This is a genomic window from Acinetobacter bereziniae (genome assembly GCF_016576965.1).
Lineage (GTDB): Bacteria > Pseudomonadota > Gammaproteobacteria > Pseudomonadales > Moraxellaceae > Acinetobacter > Acinetobacter bereziniae.
Genome location: NZ_CP066119.1, coordinates 842,502 through 862,431, shown reverse-complemented (window position 1 = coordinate 862,431; position 19,930 = coordinate 842,502). Strand labels below are relative to the sequence as shown.

Annotated in this window: 18 protein-coding genes; 7 read left to right on the top strand and 11 right to left on the bottom strand. The window is 35.8% G+C overall.

Annotation, left to right across the window (positions count from 1 at the left end):
• The first annotated feature begins 35 nt into the window (after nucleotides 1–35).
• The gene (locus tag I9192_RS04015) at nucleotides 36–1,817 is read left to right on the top strand and encodes an acyl-CoA dehydrogenase C-terminal domain-containing protein (RefSeq protein WP_200150130.1); all 1,782 of its coding nucleotides are present in this window, start codon (nucleotides 36–38) and stop codon (nucleotides 1,815–1,817) included.
• Between the two features lie 64 nt (nucleotides 1,818–1,881).
• Here I9192_RS04015 and I9192_RS04010 read toward each other — a convergent pair whose 3' ends face one another.
• Nucleotides 1,882–2,226, bottom strand: a complete 345-nt coding sequence (locus tag I9192_RS04010; protein ID WP_004827821.1) for a hypothetical protein — start codon at nucleotides 2,224–2,226, stop codon at nucleotides 1,882–1,884.
• A gap of 355 nt (nucleotides 2,227–2,581) precedes the next feature.
• Here I9192_RS04010 and I9192_RS04005 point away from each other — a divergent pair, with 355 nt between their 5' ends.
• A complete protein-coding gene (locus I9192_RS04005) occupies nucleotides 2,582–3,076 on the top strand; it encodes a phosphate-starvation-inducible protein PsiE (RefSeq protein WP_005030925.1) in 495 nt (164 codons plus the stop codon).
• Nucleotides 3,077–3,228: 152 nt separating this feature from the next.
• Here the strand turns inward: I9192_RS04005 and I9192_RS04000 are convergent, their stop codons facing one another.
• Nucleotides 3,229–3,726, bottom strand: a complete 498-nt coding sequence (locus I9192_RS04000) for an RcnB family protein (protein WP_200150129.1) — start codon at nucleotides 3,724–3,726, stop codon at nucleotides 3,229–3,231.
• 167 nt (nucleotides 3,727–3,893) lie between these two features.
• Here I9192_RS04000 and I9192_RS03995 point away from each other — a divergent pair, with 167 nt between their 5' ends.
• Nucleotides 3,894–4,340 (top strand): hypothetical protein, encoded by a 447-nt coding sequence (locus I9192_RS03995; protein WP_004827813.1) that lies wholly within the window; start codon nucleotides 3,894–3,896, stop codon nucleotides 4,338–4,340.
• Between the two features lie 26 nt (nucleotides 4,341–4,366).
• Here I9192_RS03995 and I9192_RS03990 read toward each other — a convergent pair whose 3' ends face one another.
• The 5 genes from I9192_RS03990 to I9192_RS03970 form a co-directional block, all read right to left on the bottom strand.
• Entirely contained in the window at nucleotides 4,367–5,440 is a 1,074-nt protein-coding gene (locus I9192_RS03990) for a tetratricopeptide repeat protein (protein ID WP_227567247.1), read from the bottom strand.
• A 252-nt stretch (nucleotides 5,441–5,692) separates the two neighbouring features.
• Nucleotides 5,693–6,771 (bottom strand): IS3-like element ISAbe6 family transposase gene (locus tag I9192_RS03985; protein WP_200149848.1). Its coding sequence is split into 2 segments (ribosomal slippage): nucleotides 5,693–6,519 and nucleotides 6,519–6,771, totalling 1,080 coding nucleotides; the frame shifts between segments, so codons are not numbered across the junction.
• Nucleotides 6,772–7,042: 271 nt separating this feature from the next.
• Nucleotides 7,043–8,506 (bottom strand): phospholipase D family protein, encoded by a 1,464-nt coding sequence (locus I9192_RS03980; RefSeq protein WP_046761415.1) that lies wholly within the window; start codon nucleotides 8,504–8,506, stop codon nucleotides 7,043–7,045.
• Between the two features lie 147 nt (nucleotides 8,507–8,653).
• Entirely contained in the window at nucleotides 8,654–10,756 is a 2,103-nt protein-coding gene (znuD, locus tag I9192_RS03975; RefSeq protein WP_200150128.1) for a zinc piracy TonB-dependent receptor ZnuD, read from the bottom strand.
• A gap of 111 nt (nucleotides 10,757–10,867) precedes the next feature.
• Nucleotides 10,868–12,127, bottom strand: a complete 1,260-nt coding sequence (locus tag I9192_RS03970) for an O-antigen ligase family protein (protein ID WP_200150409.1) — start codon at nucleotides 12,125–12,127, stop codon at nucleotides 10,868–10,870.
• Nucleotides 12,128–12,248: 121 nt separating this feature from the next.
• Here I9192_RS03970 and I9192_RS03965 point away from each other — a divergent pair, with 121 nt between their 5' ends.
• From I9192_RS03965 to I9192_RS03950, 4 genes are all read left to right on the top strand, one after another.
• Complete coding sequence (locus I9192_RS03965; protein ID WP_200150127.1) at nucleotides 12,249–13,019, top strand: DUF4184 family protein; 771 nt, start codon at nucleotides 12,249–12,251, stop codon at nucleotides 13,017–13,019.
• Nucleotides 13,020–13,268: 249 nt separating this feature from the next.
• The gene (gene aspS, locus I9192_RS03960) at nucleotides 13,269–15,056 is read left to right on the top strand and encodes an aspartate--tRNA ligase (RefSeq protein ID WP_200150126.1); all 1,788 of its coding nucleotides are present in this window, start codon (nucleotides 13,269–13,271) and stop codon (nucleotides 15,054–15,056) included.
• Between the two features lie 138 nt (nucleotides 15,057–15,194).
• Nucleotides 15,195–15,413, top strand: coding sequence for a hypothetical protein (locus tag I9192_RS03955; protein ID WP_004827797.1), 219 nt, complete (start codon nucleotides 15,195–15,197; stop codon nucleotides 15,411–15,413).
• 10 nt (nucleotides 15,414–15,423) lie between these two features.
• Nucleotides 15,424–16,290, top strand: coding sequence for a lysophospholipid acyltransferase family protein (locus I9192_RS03950; RefSeq protein WP_200150125.1), 867 nt, complete (start codon nucleotides 15,424–15,426; stop codon nucleotides 16,288–16,290).
• A 14-nt stretch (nucleotides 16,291–16,304) separates the two neighbouring features.
• On the opposite strand, the gene I9192_RS03945 is transcribed toward I9192_RS03950, so the two are convergent.
• The 4 genes from I9192_RS03945 to I9192_RS03930 form a co-directional block, all read right to left on the bottom strand.
• Nucleotides 16,305–17,312, bottom strand: coding sequence for a capsular polysaccharide synthesis protein (locus I9192_RS03945; protein WP_200150124.1), 1,008 nt, complete (start codon nucleotides 17,310–17,312; stop codon nucleotides 16,305–16,307).
• A gap of 86 nt (nucleotides 17,313–17,398) precedes the next feature.
• Nucleotides 17,399–18,166, bottom strand: coding sequence for a glycosyltransferase family 25 protein (locus tag I9192_RS03940; RefSeq protein WP_200150123.1), 768 nt, complete (start codon nucleotides 18,164–18,166; stop codon nucleotides 17,399–17,401).
• Nucleotides 18,167–18,268: 102 nt separating this feature from the next.
• A complete protein-coding gene (locus tag I9192_RS03935) occupies nucleotides 18,269–19,063 on the bottom strand; it encodes a glycosyltransferase family 25 protein (protein ID WP_200150122.1) in 795 nt (264 codons plus the stop codon).
• A 93-nt stretch (nucleotides 19,064–19,156) separates the two neighbouring features.
• The gene (locus tag I9192_RS03930; RefSeq protein WP_200150121.1) at nucleotides 19,157–19,930 is read right to left on the bottom strand and encodes a glycosyltransferase family 25 protein; all 774 of its coding nucleotides are present in this window, start codon (nucleotides 19,928–19,930) and stop codon (nucleotides 19,157–19,159) included.

The following is a 19,930-nucleotide window of genomic DNA, read 5'->3' as shown; positions in this document are numbered from 1 at the left end:
GTCTACAGATTCAAACAATAAACAGGTGAACGAACATGCCAATTTATAATGCGCCACTTGCAGATATGAAATTCATTCTGAATGACGTTTTCAATGCAGAACAATTCTGGCAAGCCAATGAAAAGCTTGCACATGTTGATGCAGCAACGGCTGAAGCGATTTTAGAAGAAATGGCTAAATTTGCTCAAAATGTTACGCTTCCGCTCAACCGTACTGGTGACGAAGAAGGCGCACATTATGAAAATGGCAAAGTAACGACACCTGCTGGCTTTAAAGAAGCTTTCCAACAATACGCTGAAGGTGGTTGGATCGGTTTAGGTGCAGATGAAGAATGGGGCGGTCAGGCAATGCCGAAAATGCTGACTGTCCTTGCAGACGAAATGCTATTTGCAACCAACCCTTCTTTCATGCTCTACCCGCTTCTTTCTGTGGGTGCTGGTATGGCGTTAAACAGCTACGCCTCTCAAGAGCAAAAAGAAACCTATTTACCTAAAATTTATTCAGGTGAATGGTCTGGCACCATGTGTCTAACTGAACCACATGCAGGTACGGATTTAGGGATCATCAAAACTAAAGCTGAACCAAATGAAGATGGTTCGTATAACATTACGGGTACGAAAATCTTTATTACTGGTGGTGACCATGATTTAGCTGAAAATATCATTCACCTTGTTTTAGCAAAAACACCGAATGCTCCAGCAGGTTCACGTGGCATTTCGCTGTTTATCGTACCTAAATTTATTGTCAATGCCGACAGTTCATTGGGTGAACGCAATACAGCTGGTCCTGGTTCAATTGAGCACAAAATGGGAATCAAAGCCTCTGCAACATGTGTCATGAACTTTGACGCTGCCAAAGGTTACTTGGTCGGTAAAGAAAACGAAGGTTTAGCTGCAATGTTCGTGATGATGAATTACGAACGTCTGTCGATGGGTATTCAAGGTCTTGGTGCTTCTGAATACGCTTATCAAAATGCAGCTCAATATGCGACTGATCGTCTGCAAGGTCGCAGCGCAAATGGTGTTCAATCTCCAAACAAACCGGCAGACAGCATCCTTGTTCATGGTGATGTACGTCGCATGTTATTGAATGCACGTGCCAATAATGAAGCATCTCGTGCCTTTGCTGTATATGTTGGGCAACAACTCGACATTACTAAGTTTTCTACTGATGCCGAAGCGATAGCAAAAGCCAATAATCGAGTTGCACTATTAACCCCAATTGCGAAAGCCTATTTAACTGATACTGCTTTTGATGCAGTAATTGATGCGCAAATGGTTTTCGGTGGTCACGGATTCATTCGTGAATGGGGCATGGAACAATGCGTACGTGATTTACGTATTGCACAAATCTATGAAGGTACAAACGGCGTACAATCACAAGATTTGATCGGTCGTAAAACCATTAAATGCAATGGCGAATTTATTGCCGAATATATTGCTGAAATCCGTGATTTCGCTAATGATTTAGACACAGATCTTAACTTCATCAAAGATGCAACCTTAGACGTTGCGACTGAAGTGGACATGATCACTCAGCACATTTTAGAACGTGCCAAAGAAAATGCAGATTTCGCTAATGCTGCTGCTGTGGACTATCTACACGCTGTAGGCTTGTTAAGCTTTAGCTATATGTTTGCACGCATTGCCAATGCTGCAAAAAATAAAGACGGTCAGTTCTACCAAGATAAATTGGCATTAACGCATTACTTCATTCAACGTGTTTTGCCTGATTTACATGCACGTATTGCAAAAATCAAAGCAGGTGCAGAAGTATTAATGAACTTCAGTGAAGACTATTTTACGACGCAAGCTTAAGTTCAAAATGAATTGAAGCCAGTAATCAAAACGCCCGATTCATCGGGCGTTTTTCATTGATCATTCATTCAAGTAGTTTTGGATCTGGAAATGGTAATTTATCCTGAGACTCGCTAGGCATTGCAACCCATTTACCTTTGTCTTGGTAAAAATCAGATTGTGTTTCATTGGTTGCAGCGCCTAACTTGACTGAAATCGTACATGCAATTTGTTCTGGATGTGTCGGATTTACAGCAGGAATACATGTACCTAATTTTATTTCTGAAATCATTGCGCCGATTTCTGTTCCCAACAACTCAGCTGTGGCTTGTTTTGCTTCTGCAACTGTAGGGACTTTGATCGTATCAGCACTCGAAAACTGGCTAAATAATAGAATATTGAAACATGCAACTATGCGGGTTATTTTCATCTTTTCTATCCGTTGATCATTAAAATTTAATTTAAAAAATTATCGACATCACAATCTAACATGACTGAATATTAATGACTTTACACTATTGGTTTATCTTGTATAGAGACGATACAAGAATTTTCACTGATTCCACCATAGTGAAAAGTTTGTTTTATTTTGATTGAATTTATAATGAAAGACGATTTTATCAAATAGCTGATCACGTGAACTTTATTTTCAACTTGTAATCATAGATCCTACTCTTTAAGTTGCTGAAACAAATCCATGATAAAAACAAAATAAATATAACTTTGATGTGCATGAAATTTGCATGATGTTTAATTCACAATACAACATAGAAATGGAGGAAGTTATGAACAAAGATCCACGTATAGAAAAAATAGAAAACCTCCTCGATAAATTAGGCAATATTGCCGTAGAAGCATTTCACTATATTGCACTATTTATTATTGGTTGCATGATTGCATGGTCCGCAGTGCATACCATCATCGAAATTTTGACTGTAAAACAATACGCCAGCATTGATGATATTTTACTCTTATTTATTTACCTAGAATTAGGGGCAATGGTGGGGATTTACTTTAAAACCAATCATATGCCTGTACGTTTTTTAATTTATATCGCGATTACAGCACTGACTCGATTATTGATTTCAGATATCCAACATGACCATAAAGCGGATATTGATTTGGTGATTATTACAGGTTCAGTTTTAATTTTGGCAATTGCAATCTTGATTGTACGTTATGCATCTTGGACTTATCCCTCTGTGATTCGAGATAAACATAGTGAAAAACCATTGGCACATGGAAAAACGCCACGACCAGAAGATGATGAGTTAGCCTAACATCAAATTTCTTTATCTATATTTGAAATAAAACCTTCTCAGCGTTGTGAAATCAACATCAAATTTGATTCACATCGCCAAAGAAGGCTGCGATCATGTTTAGATTAGCGTGTTCACATCTCATTTCTAAACCTAATCCTTTTTAAGCAGAATTAACGGTCATTCGGCACTTGTAAATAACGTCCACTTTCAAAAATCCAATGCATTCCAACCTGGGGATCAGGTAAACCATAACGACGCCAATCACTAATTAAAGTGTAATGCGAGCTTTCAATCTGACCACCCTCTCCATTCACATAACCATAACTATTGCCTAAATACTCTGTTCGTGTTGGAAACTGATGGTTATAAATAATCGTCACACCATTTTGTGGTGGATAATTTGGATAGGGTTGATTTGGATGAGGATAAGGTCGATTTGGATAGCCTGGATAAGATGGATATGGTCGTGGGTATTGTGGACGGACAGGAATTTCCTGCGTCATTTGTCGACCATATTGATCTGTGTATTTGTACATCATGGTCGGATATTTCTTTTGAGGGCGTTCAACACTACGATAGTTTCCCCAATCTTTACCATCTGCCCATGTCGTTGCCGAAACACCTGAAAGCATCAACATCAAGACACTTAAACTGAGTATCTGTTTCATTTCAACCTCCAAAGTTCAGCAGATAGATTATTTTAATACATCATTCCAGAGAAATTATGAATAAATAACAATCATTATTTATCTTGTTGAATTGTTTATACATCAACTTGGGCAAATTCTGACATCAATCTGATAAAATATGATTTTAATCTGATGAGTGCTGTATTGTGGCTGAACTGAGCTTTGACCGTTTACATCAATTTTTTTGCAAAGTCCCAAGTGTACAAGAAGCATTTATTGATAGCTATGGTTCAGATGGTAAACAGGCTTGGTGGTTCAAGTTTCAAATCAATATTGACCATCCACTCGCATGGCAAACTGTACAAGAACTGGGTCATGTTTTAAATTACATTTCTAAAAATGAACGGCTTCCTACTCAGTTTCTACCTGTTTCTCCACCACCCTATATGAATGGTGAAGCAAAGCAGTTTTTAGCCTGGGTCATTCAATGTAATCATCCAGACTTTTCTCCAGATGTGGTCTGTGATTGGTTAGAAGCACGTTTACCCAAGCCTGTAGATGACCTTGAAAAATGGAAAATAAAGACCGATTTACATGAGTTGGATCAAGTTTCTGATCAGGATTTGGATCAGATTATTCCGCCAAATCCATAATCTGTGTAAAATTCTAAGAACCGAATTTATCTTTTTCGGTTCTTAGATTCGGTCTCAGCTTGCTCACTATCATTATTCAAACTTTTCATTAGACCACTGAGGTTATTATTGAATTGCGCACGCATCTGAATATAGGTTTTAAGCTTTCTCGCTTTAACGGGGTCTTTCGTTGTTCCCTTACCTGTTTGATACGCCTCTAAAGCTTTGCTTTGCGTATCTTCCTCAGATGATCCATTTTCATAAGCTAAAACCGCCCAACGATAATCCTCAGGCTGATCCATAATACGCGCAAGATTATCCATTGCATTGACTGATCCTAATTCCGCAGCCTGCTTAAAATATTTTTGGGCAAGCACTTCATCGTAATCTTCATTTTCTTCATTGAAATACCAAACACCAAGATAATTTATTGCTTCAGGATCGTTTTGGGCAGCCGCTTTCTTTAAATAATCTAATCCCTTGTGAATATCTTTTTGATCTTCATCATTCACCAATAAATAATCAGATCCAAGCTCGGTTAATGCAACATGATTATTGAGTAAAGCCGCTTTGCTATACAAATCTTGCTTATCTTTATCTGTGTGTTTTTTTAATGCGAGCATCAAATACGCATCACTTGCCCCTTTGGCAGCTTGTTTTTCATAGTGTGCTAAAATTGAATTTTCTAGTTGCTTAATCTCCTTGTCTGATAAATATGAGTCTGAAGCATAATCATCAAGTAATTTGATTTTTGCATCAATATCGCCCTGATTAGAACGTTGCTGGAGCATTTTAAAATAAGCTAAATCACTGTCTTTATAGGCTCTTGCATAGTCTTGTTTAGTCTTTGCCCCCAGTCTTTTTAATATTTTCTCTGGACAATTTTGAATCAGTGCTCCAGCTTTTAATATGTCTCCTTTTTGGACTGCCTGAAATAACCACTGACACTGTTCATCACTATACCCGTCAGCATCATTATCTAATGCATAAACTAAAGTACGCATTGCACCTGTATCACCTTGTTCAGCAAGTTGTAAAATTTTCGGGCGAATTTTTAATAAATTTTGCTTAATATCGCTAGAAATACCAAAGCCTTCAGCCACTTCTGCTTCTAAATCCAATGATAAATAGGCATCAAAATTTCCACGCTGTGCAGCTTCTAAGCGTAATTTTTTATATAAATTATTATTTTCAGGTAAAAACCGATAATCTGCTGAATTAGAATAATACTTCGCAAGTAAAAAGTAAGCTTCTGCGTCTCCTTGATCGGACGCCTGTTGAAGTAATTGAATTGCTTTATCCGTATTGATTAAAACAGTTGGGCGGTAATACTCCCATTTTTAATTGATTTTATAAGTAGAAAGGCAAAGTCCTTATGATTGTTTAAATTTAGGTGGTTTACCATCAACTGACATATGTGGTCGTTCATGATTATAAAAGTGTTGCCATATCGTTGTATAGTCTTCAACTTCTTCAAGCTCTCGAAATAAATATTGATTCAAACATTCATATCTAACCGTCCTGTTGAAGCGTTCAACATAAGCATTCTGTTGTGGATGACCTGGTTGAGTAAACACATGCTCAATTCCATGTTGAGTACACCACGCTTGCATTAAATCACTAACATACTCGGGTCCATTATCACTACGGATACGCTTTGGCTTACCTCGCCATGCAATTAATTGGTCTAATCCCCTCAGCACTCGTTGAGCTGGCAAAGAAAAATCAATCAATATATCCAGTGACTCACGGTTATAATCATCAATAACATTGTGAATTCGGTAACTGCGACCATCACTCAGTTGGTCATGCATAAAGTCCATTGACCACGATTCATTTGGTGTTGATGGTACTGTAAGCGGTTCAGGCTTTATTCGCTGAATGCGTTTGTTGGGTTTAATTCGTAGGTTAAGCTCAAGCTCCTTATAAATTCGATAAACACGTTTGTGGTTCCATGAGTAGCCTTTGACATTACGTAGGTATAAGAAGCAAAGCTGAAAGCCCCAAGTCTTATTCTCATTGGTAAGCTTCAGTAGCCAGTCTGCAATCATCTTATTTTGCTCATCTAATTGAGCTTTATAACGATAACAGGTTTGACTAAGTTGAAAGATGAAGCAAGCTTTACTCACTGAAATCTTGAATTGTTCAACGGCTCGCTGAGCAAGAGATTTACGTTGTACAGGCTTTATAACTTCTTTGACAGTGCATCCTGAAGAATATCTGCTTTAAGGCGTTCGTCAGCATACATACGTTTCAGACGAGCATTTTCAGCCTCTAATTCTTTAAGTCGTGTCATCATTGAAATATCCATACCTCCATATTTCGCTTTCCATTTATAAAATGTAGCGGAACTCATACCATGTTCACGGCATAAGTTAGGCACAGGTGTTCCTGATTCAGCTTGTTTTAAAATACTCATGATTAAGCTATCTGAATATTTAGATGTTTTCATAAAAAATCTCCTTGAACAGGATTATTCGATTTTCTACTTTTGAGTTCAATTATTTTGAGGGGGGATTACCGGGCTACCTGTTTGTAATATTTTTGCTTGAGTTAATAAAGGATTTTCAGCAAAACTCAATGGTGAAATAATAAGACTGAATGTAAAAAAGGATTTTAAAAATGAAGTTTGTAAAGTTCTCATAAAAAGCTCAGCTTTGTTATTAAAATATACTCAGCTGAAGATTATGTACCGAAAACCATTCATTTCGGTACATATTTTTTTAAAAGGTGGATAAACCACTCCACTCCATAAATCGGTAAACTCCATATTTCAGTTTCGAATCATCCGCATATTTGCTGTAATCCACACTCATTTGACGACCATTGAGATTTGACCAAGCGGTATTAAAATACTGTTCAGCATCAATAAATACTTGCTGCTGTGGATTGCCTAAGACCCGTAAATCGGTTTCTAAATTATAGTTTTTCAAATTACGTGCGGTAAAATTGGCTGAACCTAAAATCAACTCTGCTGATTGTGCGTTGCGTTTTACAATCATCTTACTATGGCATTGCTCGCCTTGTGTATTACACCAACGGACATCAATACCTTCATTATGTAATTCTGAAGCAACCTGTCGATTTGGAATACCATTTTTCTGACGACCAAAAGCGTCTTTATTGGGGTCGAGTAAAATTCTTAATTTTACCCCACGTTGTTTTGCAGCAATTAATGCTTGAACAATCTTGCGCTCAGATAAATAAAACATCGCTAAGTCAATTTGATCATTGGCTTTTGCAGATGCCAGCATGTTTAAAACTGCCTCATAAATCGCTTTTTCAGTCAGCACTTGCACTTGCGGAGCATTTGGGTTTTCTGGCAATTTCCCAAAAACAATAAACGGTGTATCTGCACCAGATAAATGCGCAACAGCTTGTTCTGATGTCAAAAGATCTGTTGCGATCGCACCATTAACCAACAAAGCGACATTGGAGTGGCGAGAGCTTCCATCATGCGGGTTGGCAGAAGTGACTAGCGTTTTCCAGCCTTCATCCGTATCCACGACTATGGTTTTACGATGATTGGCTTTAAAATTAAATAAGTTTAAATAGCTACGTACGGTGATTTTTTCTTTACCAAAAGGATTGTTCAACCATCCTTTTTCAGGATTATTTCCAATATCCTGACAGCACAGATACCAAATCCCAGACCATGCTGGATTCGAAGCTCGTAATGGCGTTAAATTGGTTTCGATGACTTCAATTCCACCCAAGCGTAATTGCCGATATTGTTCAGGTTGAATACCACCATACACCGAATTAATCGGATCAGTAATAAACTTAATTTCCAATGCTGGATTCACAACTTTCTGATTGACTAAAGCTTGCGTCAACTGTTGAGTTAATGCACGTTGCTGAACTTTTGATTCACCCACTTCGCTATTAAACAAAAACATATCTATGACAATGGTGGTTTTCGCTTGCTTAATCAATTGTAAGACTTGATCAAAAATATGCTGATCAAGTTGTTGTTTACCCTGCGCATCAATATAGGTTTCATCGGCAATGAATTTCACATCTGCATGACGCAAAGGTCCAGTAAAATTTAAACCTTTCGGCATTGGTTTATAGGTGTGGTAAATCGCTGATGCGAGATAACCCAAAGCTAATACACTCAAAATAATGCCAAAATAGCGGCGTTTTGACCAATTCAGCTTGCTGTGAATTCTATTAAAGATACGCATAAAAAAGACCTAGACTAATTCAGGGTCTGTACAAGTGATCAATCACTTACGTTCAAGTAAAGATTGATCAATCATGAACAGACCCTTAGAGCCTAGGTCGAATTCCTTTATTTTTCAATAACGATTTGGTGAATGAGAATAAATAACTTAGAACTTATAGTCCATTCCAATCACAAAGTTACGTCCAATTTCTGGAATGTTCGCTAAGAAAGAAGTGTGATTATATACTTTCTCATCTAACAGATTGTTTGCTTTAAAGAATATTTTTGCTTCTTGCTGATTTGACATTGGGTATTTATAAGCCAATCCGACATTCACCATATTATAACCTTTGGTCTCTTGCTCATAAGACGCAAATTTGTCTTGGTTAAATACATGCGAATATTCAGCAGAGCCAGACCAATGATCGTCAAAGTCAGCATTTACACGTGCACCTAAACGCCCTGCTGGAACACGTGGAGCATTTTCATCTTCGATTTTGCCACGGACATAATCACCAAACAAACTGGTGTTATAGATTTCATTCCATTGATATGCAACTTCACCTTCTGTACCGTAGAACTTGGCTTTGTCTTGGCTATATTTAATTAAACGGAAGTTTTCATATTGATCTAGCGTTTTGGCATAAATATAGTTGTCAAACCAATTGTGGTATACATGCACATGATAGCTGAGCTTGTCATTGTCAAAATGTAATCCGAGTTCAACGTTGTTTGACTTTTCTTTATTTAGGTTTTCATTGCCCAATTCATATGTATTGGTTGCATAATGTTTACCATCCGCATAAAGCTCTTGCGCCAAAGGTAAACGTTCTTGATGAGAACCAGTTAGAGAGAGCGTGTAATTCGGTGCGAAAGCCCAATTTACAGCACCTGAATATGAGAATGCATTTCCATCGAAATCTTTTTGTTCAGAATCGACATCGACAGTTTGGTGATCAAAACGGGTACCCAATTCAACATGGAAATCACCAAATTGACGGTGTTCTAAACCAAACAGACTATATTTTTGTGTCTTATTTGGAGCAAGAACAGCTTCTTCTCCAGTAATATCTAGCTTTTGTTGGCTTGCTTGTACACCCCAAACACCTTCCCATGCAGCAACGGGATTATGTACCAATTCGACACGACCTTCATAGCCTTTGCTCTTGAACGTTGTCATTGGCGTACCATCTTCAATTTCATCATGCTTGTAGTCTGTATAACTTGCCTGCGCTCTGAGTTTCTTGAAGCCCGCAAATGGCTCATTTAACTCAGAACGGAAATCATAACGATCCGTTTTCATATCAATCCATGGACCGGCTTCTGCATGATCATGACCCTCCTCACCATGATCATGTCCAGCATGATCATCGTCATCGCCATCATCATGCGCACCACAATGCAGTGATAAACCATGCAAATGGCATGACTCATACTCATGACTGTGTCCAGGCAAACCATACTGATCTTTACGATTACTATAAGAAATTCCGGCGAAACCACGCTCACCAATCCATGACAAACCGACGTTGACATTATCCGATTCTGAGAAAGTATTGCCTACACGACGTTCTTTCGTTGTATGTGCGTGATCACCATGCTCTTCTGTGACCATATAGTCTGGCGTAATATAATCATTCGCATCACGTTTTAATCCTTCAACTCGCAAAGCCACATTTGAACCCAGTCCAACGGTGACGCCTGCATGTGCCATTTTTTCATCATTGCCTGTGTTATAACGAAGTCCCACATTCCCTTCATAACCATTTTCAGGCATTGCAGTTGGGATTTTGCTATCAATCACATTGACTAAACCACCGACTGAACCTGCACCATAAAGTAATGTGGACGGTCCACGAACAATTTCTACTTTTTGTGCAAGCTGTGGATCTACAGTGACAGCATGGTCTGGAGATAAACTAGAAACATCCATCGTTTCTGTCGCATTTTGAGTAACTTTTACACGTGCCCCTTCTTGTCCTCGAATCACAGGGCGGCTTGAACCTGCACCAAATGTATTAGAGTAAACCCCTAACTCATCTTTCAGTGCTTCCCCCAAAGTCGTGCCAGATTGTTGTAATTTTTCACGTGAAACAGTTTCATCTGCAGCACCAAAATCTTGGCTAGAAGGAACCAGTGGATGACCAACAACTGTAATGGTTTCTAATTGTTGTGGATTTTTCTCTGTATTGGTCTGATCTTCTGCCCAAATAGAGGTCGAAATAATCGCTGTTATTGAAAGTGTCAGTACGCTTTTAGAAAAAGACATGAGGTGCTCTCGAAGCTCGATGTTTTGAATTTATGTTATATTATAACATTTCAATATTTTTGCAATAAAAAAAGGAAATCAAAATCGATTTCCTTTATGTAAAAGCTAAAATTAATTTACTTTCATAAGCTTATGAATATAGATAAAGCTCATAAGTGAGGCAACGATCCAGTAAAAAACATAGGTGGTATTTTGAAAAAATAAATAATACTCGGTCAATCCACTACACATATAATAAATTACAAATAATGCACCCGTAATTGCTAAATTTTTTATTAATCCATCTTTAATAAAAATATTCTTTATAAAATAAATCAAAGCCACCAAGAAGGTCATGAACAAGCCAATCAAACCAACCAAGCCATTGGCAGCCAATTCATGAAAATAGATACTGTGCATGTGTTGAAAACAATGAGGTAAATCACCACGTTCATAGAGACGACAATTTTCAGCTTCAATGTCGTACATTCCAATTCCAGTGAAGGGCTTGGATTTAAACATTTCAATTGAATTTCCCCAAAGAAACAACCTAATTCCCGAGCTATTTTGATAGTTATTATTTTGAATATTAAGTGAATCTGATTGAAAATTTTCAACCCTTTGCAGTAATGGTGAGTTTGGAATAATCATATTGACCCCCACAAAAGAAATCACCAAGCTCAACATTAAAATAATTTTTTTAAGTTCCGTCTTAGCATAAAAAACAACTAAGAAAGCAAAGACAAAAAGTAGCCCAACCCACGCACCTCGAGTACCATGAAGGATTAAAAGAAACATGCAGAGTAAACTGGTAATTAAATATAAATAGGATTGTTTACCCTTTGAATAAAATGAATAACAGAGCAACAATATTGTAAGAGAAATAAAGCCGATGTCATAACTAATCACTGGATTAAAAAAGATACTAAAAAGACCTCGATCAAACTCTAACATTATCCCCCAATACAATAAGTATGGTGTCAAAAATAAAATAACAAGAAATAATATCCGATAAAAATATTCAGCATTAAAGTGACTTTTATAATAAATTGTGGGTAAAAAAATAAATGGAATAAACCAAATATACTGATTGGTAATTTTCTTATAAGTACTTAATAAATTTTCAGGAACTGAATCGAGTCGAAAAAGTAAATGATTTAACAATGTGACACTGATTGAGCCTATACAGCAAAATGCGATAAGGTAAAAATTTGGTTTTATCACCATGCCTTTTATAAAAAAATAAATAAAAATCAAAATAAAGGCGATAGAAACATTCCAATGCCTAAAATTATCATTAAAAATATAATGAAAAAATACAGTAAAAAAAAGAATCGAAATTAAAAAAATAAGTTTCTTATCTTTTATCATTAAATAATAACTTTCTAACATTGACACTTTAGATCTACACAATTTTTTGTAATATTCTACTTTGAAATTACATTTAATTCATTGATAGACACATGAAATTAACCAATAATTTTTTACCATAAGTTGTAACCACCTATTTTCAATGCCTTTTACACTGTCTCATGCTGTTTTAGCGCCACCACTGTCTAAAATTTCAGGTAATCGTTTACCAATTGCCGCACTCGCAATTGGCACAATGACGCCTGATTTATATCGTGTGCTAGTACAAACTGAAATCCATTTAAATCATCAGTTTAAAGGTCTAATTTATCCAGATTTGTGTGTTGGATTGTTATTTTGCCTATTGTGGTATGTACTGTATCGCCCCTTATTGTTTAGGTTTTTGGGGCTTTCTAAGCCACTCAACATCCATTCAGCTTTAAGTTTTTTTAAATTTTTATTCTGGATGATATTGGCGATTCTATTAGGCACAGCTACCCATATTATTTGGGATGGTTTAACACATTTAGATTTTAGAACTTTTGCTTTTAACGACTTTTTAGCGCAACCTGTCTCAATCCTTGACCATATTTACCCAATGCATAAAGTCCTACAAATCGGTTGTTCAGTTGTTGCTTTGCCATTCTTATTCTGGATGGGACTCCACTATTTTTTTAAATATAGAAGTTCTGAACCACTTAACCGCAAAGTATTCATTTTCTGTCTATCTTTATTTACAATTTCTTTCTTTAGTGGCTGTCTTTATTACATTCATACAGCAAATGAAAGTGGCATAATTCCCCAACAAACAGATCTTTATGTACTGATTGGTTTCTTTATGAAAGTTTTTACTCAAGCTTCCATGATCTGCTTTAGCTTAGGTTGCTGTCTTTTTCTTTATTTAAATCATAAAAAATATTTTGACTCAGTTTAGAGTCTGTTGACAGGTCACAAATACATGGTTGCATTGTCAATAGACACTAAATACTTTCGTTTAAGCTTTGCAGGTTGAGTCAGCAAAATTTCACACAAATTGGCTTAAATTCATCAGGCAATGTTGTAGTTTTTAGCACAAGTCCTTGTGACTCATCGCCCAAAGAGGCATAATCTCACATTACATTTTTAGGCGATGCGCTGTTTACGTATTCGCTTCCTTAACCCATATAGTTGGATTTCTAACGCTATGATGCGAACTCATTATTGCGGTTCTTTAACCGAAGCTCAAATTGACCAAACTGTAACCCTGTGTGGTTGGGTACATCGTCGTCGTGATCACGGTGGTGTAATTTTCCTTGATATGCGTGATCGTGATGGTCTCGTTCAAGTGGTCATTGATCCTGATACACCAGAAGCATTTTCAACTGCTGATAAAGCACGCTCAGAATATGTATTAAAAATTGTTGGCCGTGTACGTCGTCGTTACGAAGGTACTGAAAATGCCAATATGGTGAGCGGTCAAATTGAAGTTTTAGGTAAAGAAATCGAAGTTCTTGCTGCATCTGAAACCCCACCATTCCCATTGAATGATGAAAATGCCAACATTTCTGAAGAAATTCGCCTGAAATATCGCTTCCTTGATATTCGTCGTCCAGAGATGATTGATCGCTTACGTTTTCGTTCTAAAGTAACAACATTAATTCGTAACTACTTAGACGAACATGGTTTCCTTGATGTTGAAACACCTATTTTAACACGTGCTACTCCAGAAGGCGCACGTGACTATTTAGTGCCAAGCCGTGTTTCAAATGGTAGCTTCTATGCTCTTCCACAATCACCACAATTATTTAAACAATTGTTAATGGTTGGCGGTGTAGATCGTTATTACCAAATCGCTAAGTGTTTCCGTGACGAAGACTTACGTGCAGACCGTCAGCCAGAATTCACTCAAATCGACATCGAAACATCGTTCTTAAACGATGACGATATTATGGATTTGATGGAAGGCATGACTGTGAAGATGTTCAATGAACTTCTTGGCGTGAAATTCGATAAATTCCAGCGTATGACTTATGCAGATGCAATACGTGACTATGCATCAGATAAACCAGATTTGCGTATTCCTTTGAAACTTGTAGACGTTGCCGACATGATGCAAGACGTTGAGTTCAAAGTGTTTGCAGGTCCAGCTAAAGATCCTAAAGGTCGTATTGTTGCACTACGAGTTCCAGGCGCAGGTTCTTTACCACGCAGCCAAATTGACGAATATACAAAATTCGTGGGTATCTATGGTGCAAAAGGTTTGGCTTATATTAAAGTCAATGAACTTGAAAAAGGTATTGAAGGACTACAGTCACCTATCGTTAAATTTATCGAGCCAATCGTACTCGATCTATTAAAACGTGTTGGTGCTGAAAATGGTGATATCGTATTCTTCGGTGCAGATAAAGCCAAAGTCGTAAATGACGCAATGGGTGCGTTACGTATCAAGATCGGACATGACATGAACATGTCGACTTGTGAGTGGGCACCGCTTTGGGTGGTTGACTTCCCAATGTTTGAAGAAACTGATGATGGTAAATGGACCTCTGTTCATCACCCGTTCACACTACCAAAATCAAGTGTTGAAGAGGTGAAAAACAATCCTGGTCAAGCACTTTCAGTCGCTTACGATATGGTACTTAACGGTACTGAAATTGGTGGCGGTTCACTTCGTATCTATACTTTAGAAATGCAAAAAGCGATTTTTGAAGCATTAGGTATTGGCGAAGAAGAAGCTGAAGAGAAATTTAGCTTCTTATTAAATGCATTAAAATTCGGTGCGCCTCCGCATGGTGGTTTAGCATTTGGTCTTGACCGTTTGGTTATGTTGATGACAGGTTCATCTTCGATTCGTGATGTGATTGCATTCCCGAAAACTAAAACAGCTGAATGTCCGCTTACACAAGCACCTGCACCAGTAGAACCAAATCAATTACGTGATCTTGGTATTCGCTTACGTGAAAAAGCAAAAGTTGAAACTAAAGAAGCTTAATTCTTTATTCAGCATGAAAAACCCTGTTTTTTAACAGGGTTTTTTATTTTTAAGTAGCATCTTATTTATTTAGGTTCGAATTGAGATAAATTCTCATAAATGGCATAATGAGCAGGTTAACTTTTAAGGTGAAAACCGATGGCTATGCGTCCTAATGTACTTCGTCATACAATCATTATCATTGTATTTTCAGTGGTTCAATGGGGATTCATGCGTTATATTCTCAATCACCAGTTATTTAACTTAGATACTTATCAACGTATTCTCTATTTCAGTATGAGTAGTTTTATTGCTGGTTTTTTTATTATTTCAGCACTGATCTATTTGGTGTTGAAAGGCAATGCTGATCGCGATTAATTTCTAATCCATGTATAATTTACTTAAAAATTTTTCTCGTTTGCCTTTAAGCATGATTCAGACTATTGCGAGAGGGGTTGGAAATTTCTTATTTATCAGTAACTCCTCAGCAAAACGAATTACAGAAATCAATATACAAGCAGCCTATCCTACGCTTGAAGAACAGCAACGTCAGGCATTGATTAAAGCCAGTTTGAAAAGTCAGTGCATGACCTATGTAGAGTCGATCAAAGTTTGGGGTTCTCCTCCTGAATTTGCCTTATCTCAAATCAAACAAGTGCATAATGCTGAAATTTTTCTCAATGCGTTAAAAAATCCCAATGGAACTTTAGGCGTTGTTCCTCATTTTGGGAATTGGGAATTGATGAATGCTTGGGTGAACCAGCACACACATCCTGTCATTATGTATAAACCGAGTAAAAATAAAGATCTAGACCGATTTATGCTAGAGTCTAGACAACAATTAAATGCAACATTAGTTCCCACAGATGATACGGGTGTACGTGCTTTATTTAAACACTTAAAACAAGGTGGCTTTTCAGCCATACTTCCAGATCATATTCCCAAAGAATCTGGCGGTGTTTATTCGGACTTTTTTGGACAAAAGGCTTTTTCATCCACCTTACTGTCTAAACTAGCAGCGAAAACCCAATGTTCTGTAGTAGGACTCACCTGTATTCGTCGTGCCGATTACGCTGGTTTTGATTTGCATTTTACAGCATTGTCTCCAGATATTAATTCCAAGGATGTACAACTTTCTGTTGATACACTCAATAAAGAAATGGAACGGATGATTAATGTTGCACCAGAACAGTATTTATGGGGCTATAAACGTTTCCGTAAATTAGAGGGTGAACGGAATTTGTATAAACCATAAAAAATTAAATAAACTTAACTGTTCTCATTGGACAAAAACTGTTTTGTTAAAAAGTCATAATATGAGTTTTCTACAACTTTATCTATATAGTTCATTTTATGAATATTTATCTGTTGTAAAATTTGATTGTATTCAACTGAGCTGAATTGCTCATTTAATTTAAATTGCAACAAATGAGGTAAAGTGTCATCTATAATTTCACATTGTTGGGATTTAAATCGATCTTTGATTAAAACATCATACATAATTTGAAAGAAAAAATAATGAGGAATATTCTCTTGTGTTCTCCAGAAATTCAGCAAAACATCTAAACAAATCTGTAAAACTTCATTGCCTTTTTTTCCAACAATAAAGCTGTTTAAAACATTCACATTTTGCTCATCGGACCAATCAAAATAATCATGATTACGATCATACCAAAGCTGTTTTTCTGGCGTATCCCTATGTCTTTGAAACATAAAGTAGTCTGCATCTAATATTTCACTTTCAATAGGTGCGGTTAATAAAATTGTTGCATCTAACCAAACTCCACCATAAACATTGAGTAAAGCAAGACGGATAAGATCTGCAAAAAAGGCATGTTTAAATTTAGAATTATTTCTTTTATCCCAAACAAAATCAGGAAGATCCAAATAATCTTTTATATTACTTTCATCAAGTCTAATTACTTGATAATCAGCTTTAAATTGATCAACGGAAGAAAAACATAATTTAACAATATGAGGTAAATCACTTTGAATACCTTGACCCCAATATTGCCAAATAATTTTTTGATCATTAAATTGCTTTTTCTCTTTTAGTTGATACTTTTCTAATTGATTAGAAAAATAATAGTCTAAGAAAATATCCCAACATAATTCAACATGTTTTTTTTGCAAAATATTTGCTTTTCTGTTGAGCTTTTTTCGAAAACTTTTAGGAACAAATGTAAAATAAAAGATACGGAATGGAAATTTACTGAGTCTATCAATATTACTCTTAAAATTAGCTTCTGAATTAAAAATATTTGATATATCGCCCATATAATTTCAACTCATTTTAAAATCTATTTCACCTAAGATCTAAAATATATTTTAGATCTAGAATTAAACTTAACCATCAAATTAAATCAATAAAACCCAATCTTACAAAATCTTAGTCTTAATTGATAAACAAGCCTCAAAATTTCACGTTTCAGCTTTTGCACTAAACTAAGCTTTTGTTTATGCTTATCCTTTGTTAATTGATTTTTTTTACGATCAATTTCAAGCTGACTTTCAAATTCACTTTTACCAATTCTATCCGCTTGAGCCGATAATCCAGGGACCATTTGATAAATAATTTCATATCCATCATTTAAATAATTTTCAAAAATTAAACGATCCAAAGGTGATTCAATATTCTTATCTTTTATATATTTTAAATAATTCTTTGCTCCGTCGAATGACAATATATATCCAGCAGTACCTAAATGTTTTTCTTTCAACTCCCTCAAAAATCTTTCATTTTTCAATTGTATTTTATTCATACTCATTAACACATATTGTTCAAACATTTCCAACTTAATAATATTAATTTTTGGAGGTATCCAGTCCCAATTTTTAAGAAAACTACTTGCTTTTTTAGCTAAAAAAACATCATCTTCAAATATAGCGATATATTTCATTTCTTTAGAAACAGCTATGTTCCATATTTCTACATGGCTAAAGAAACAAGCTTTTTCTCCAGCAGTCAAACCACTATTTATGAGTGAAATTCCATACTTCTCCTCCATCGAAGTAATCTGTTCAGGTTGAATTGCATCAAAGAAAATAAACTCAATATTTTGAGCTTGAAACTCATTCACGATATGTAGTCTACGCTCTTTAGCAGAAGCTAAACTTATAACAAAATTCATATATTACATCCGGAACAAGATATGGATTAAAGCAGAATGATTTATATTTCTGGTTTAAATAAGCTTTGTTTTATATCAATATTCCAAAAAAAGAAAGTAGATTTATTTAAATTTTACTGATCGATATGCTGACAATTTACAAACTTGATAAAGCAATCTGAAAACTTCTCTTCGAATTTTACTTCCTATAGTCATCACAGCTTTTTGTCTACATTGCTCTATTCGATCTGCTTCATGTCGAATTGCACGATCATCTTCCAAATGGCTAGGAAAATTATCATATTTTTTATGCAAATAAAAATCTTGGACACAAATAGCAGGTACCATTTGATAAGTCTTATATTTTACATACTTTACATTACAACCAAACAATATGTGATCTACAGGAACTAATTCATCCATATTACGTATAGATGCTAGAAAGTATTTTGCAGCTTGATTAGATAGAATATAACCTGCCCCACCTAAATGCTTAGCTTGAAGTTGATACAATGCTCTATCATTCACTCTAGCTTTCGGAAAAAAAGAAAGATCGACCTTTCTATCGAAAGCCTCTAATTTTATCAGATGCACATTCTTAGGAATCCATAAAAAATCATGGATAAAACTTTGGATATTTTCCCCAAAATGTATATCGTCTTCAAAGATCGCCATATATTCTATATTTTCTTCGACAATCTTTTCCCATAAGGAGACATGACTTAAAAGACAGGCAATCTCACCCTGTGTTAAAACACCAGCATTTGTTATTTCAAGACCTAGGCTTTTGGCACTTTCTACAATCGTAGAAGGTGTAATAGCGTCAAAAAAACTGAATGATACTGAATGTTTTTTAAACTCTGAATCGATATGCGCTCTCCTTTCAAGCGCACAATCTAAACTAATAACAAAATTCACAAAAAAACGATCTCTATATATTCAAAAATGATTATATAACAATTGAGCACTTTTAGAACTGCTATTAAATTTATTTGATTGATTTTAAATAAACTATTCTTTTGAGCTTTTTGTAAATATAAGTTTTGTTTTAAATGGAATAGCCATAAGTTGAATAAATATGCGACTTATTTCTCTAAAAATTTTTTGCAATCCAGTTGGTTTAATTACAACTTGATCACGCCATTGCAAGCTCGTCTTAAATTTTTGATTATTTGGATTTAATAAATAATCTTGAATACACAAAGTCGGATTGACTTGATATATAGCCAAAGCCCCATCTGAAACATACTTGCGAAAGATAAGTTGATCTACATGATCAAAAAACGCTTGCTTGTGCATATAATCTAAAAGTTCAACAGCACCTTTATAAGAAAGTATATAACCCGCAGCACCAAGATGAGCTTTTTTTAATTTCCTCAGTACAAAATCTTGGTTTTTAAAAACGCGTATTTTCTCTAAATCTAAAATTACATGATTATAAGATTTTTCAACTTTAACAATGTCAACAGTTAACCAATTTGAATCTTTTAAAAATAGTTCTGCGCCTGCACTTAGATATATATCATCCTCAAAAATGGCGATTGCCTGCATTTTTTCATCTACAGCTTTTTTCCATAGAGAAATATGACTATATAAACATGCCAACTCATTTTTACTCAGATTATTTTGCTGTATCGCTAAACCAATTTTCTGTGCTTGATGATCTAATTGCATCGGCTCAATTGCATCAAAAAAAGAAAAGGGAATATCTTTGTTGTCAAATTGCTCTTTGATATGGGCTCTTCGATCTTCTGCTGACGTCAAACTGATCACAAAACTTTTCAT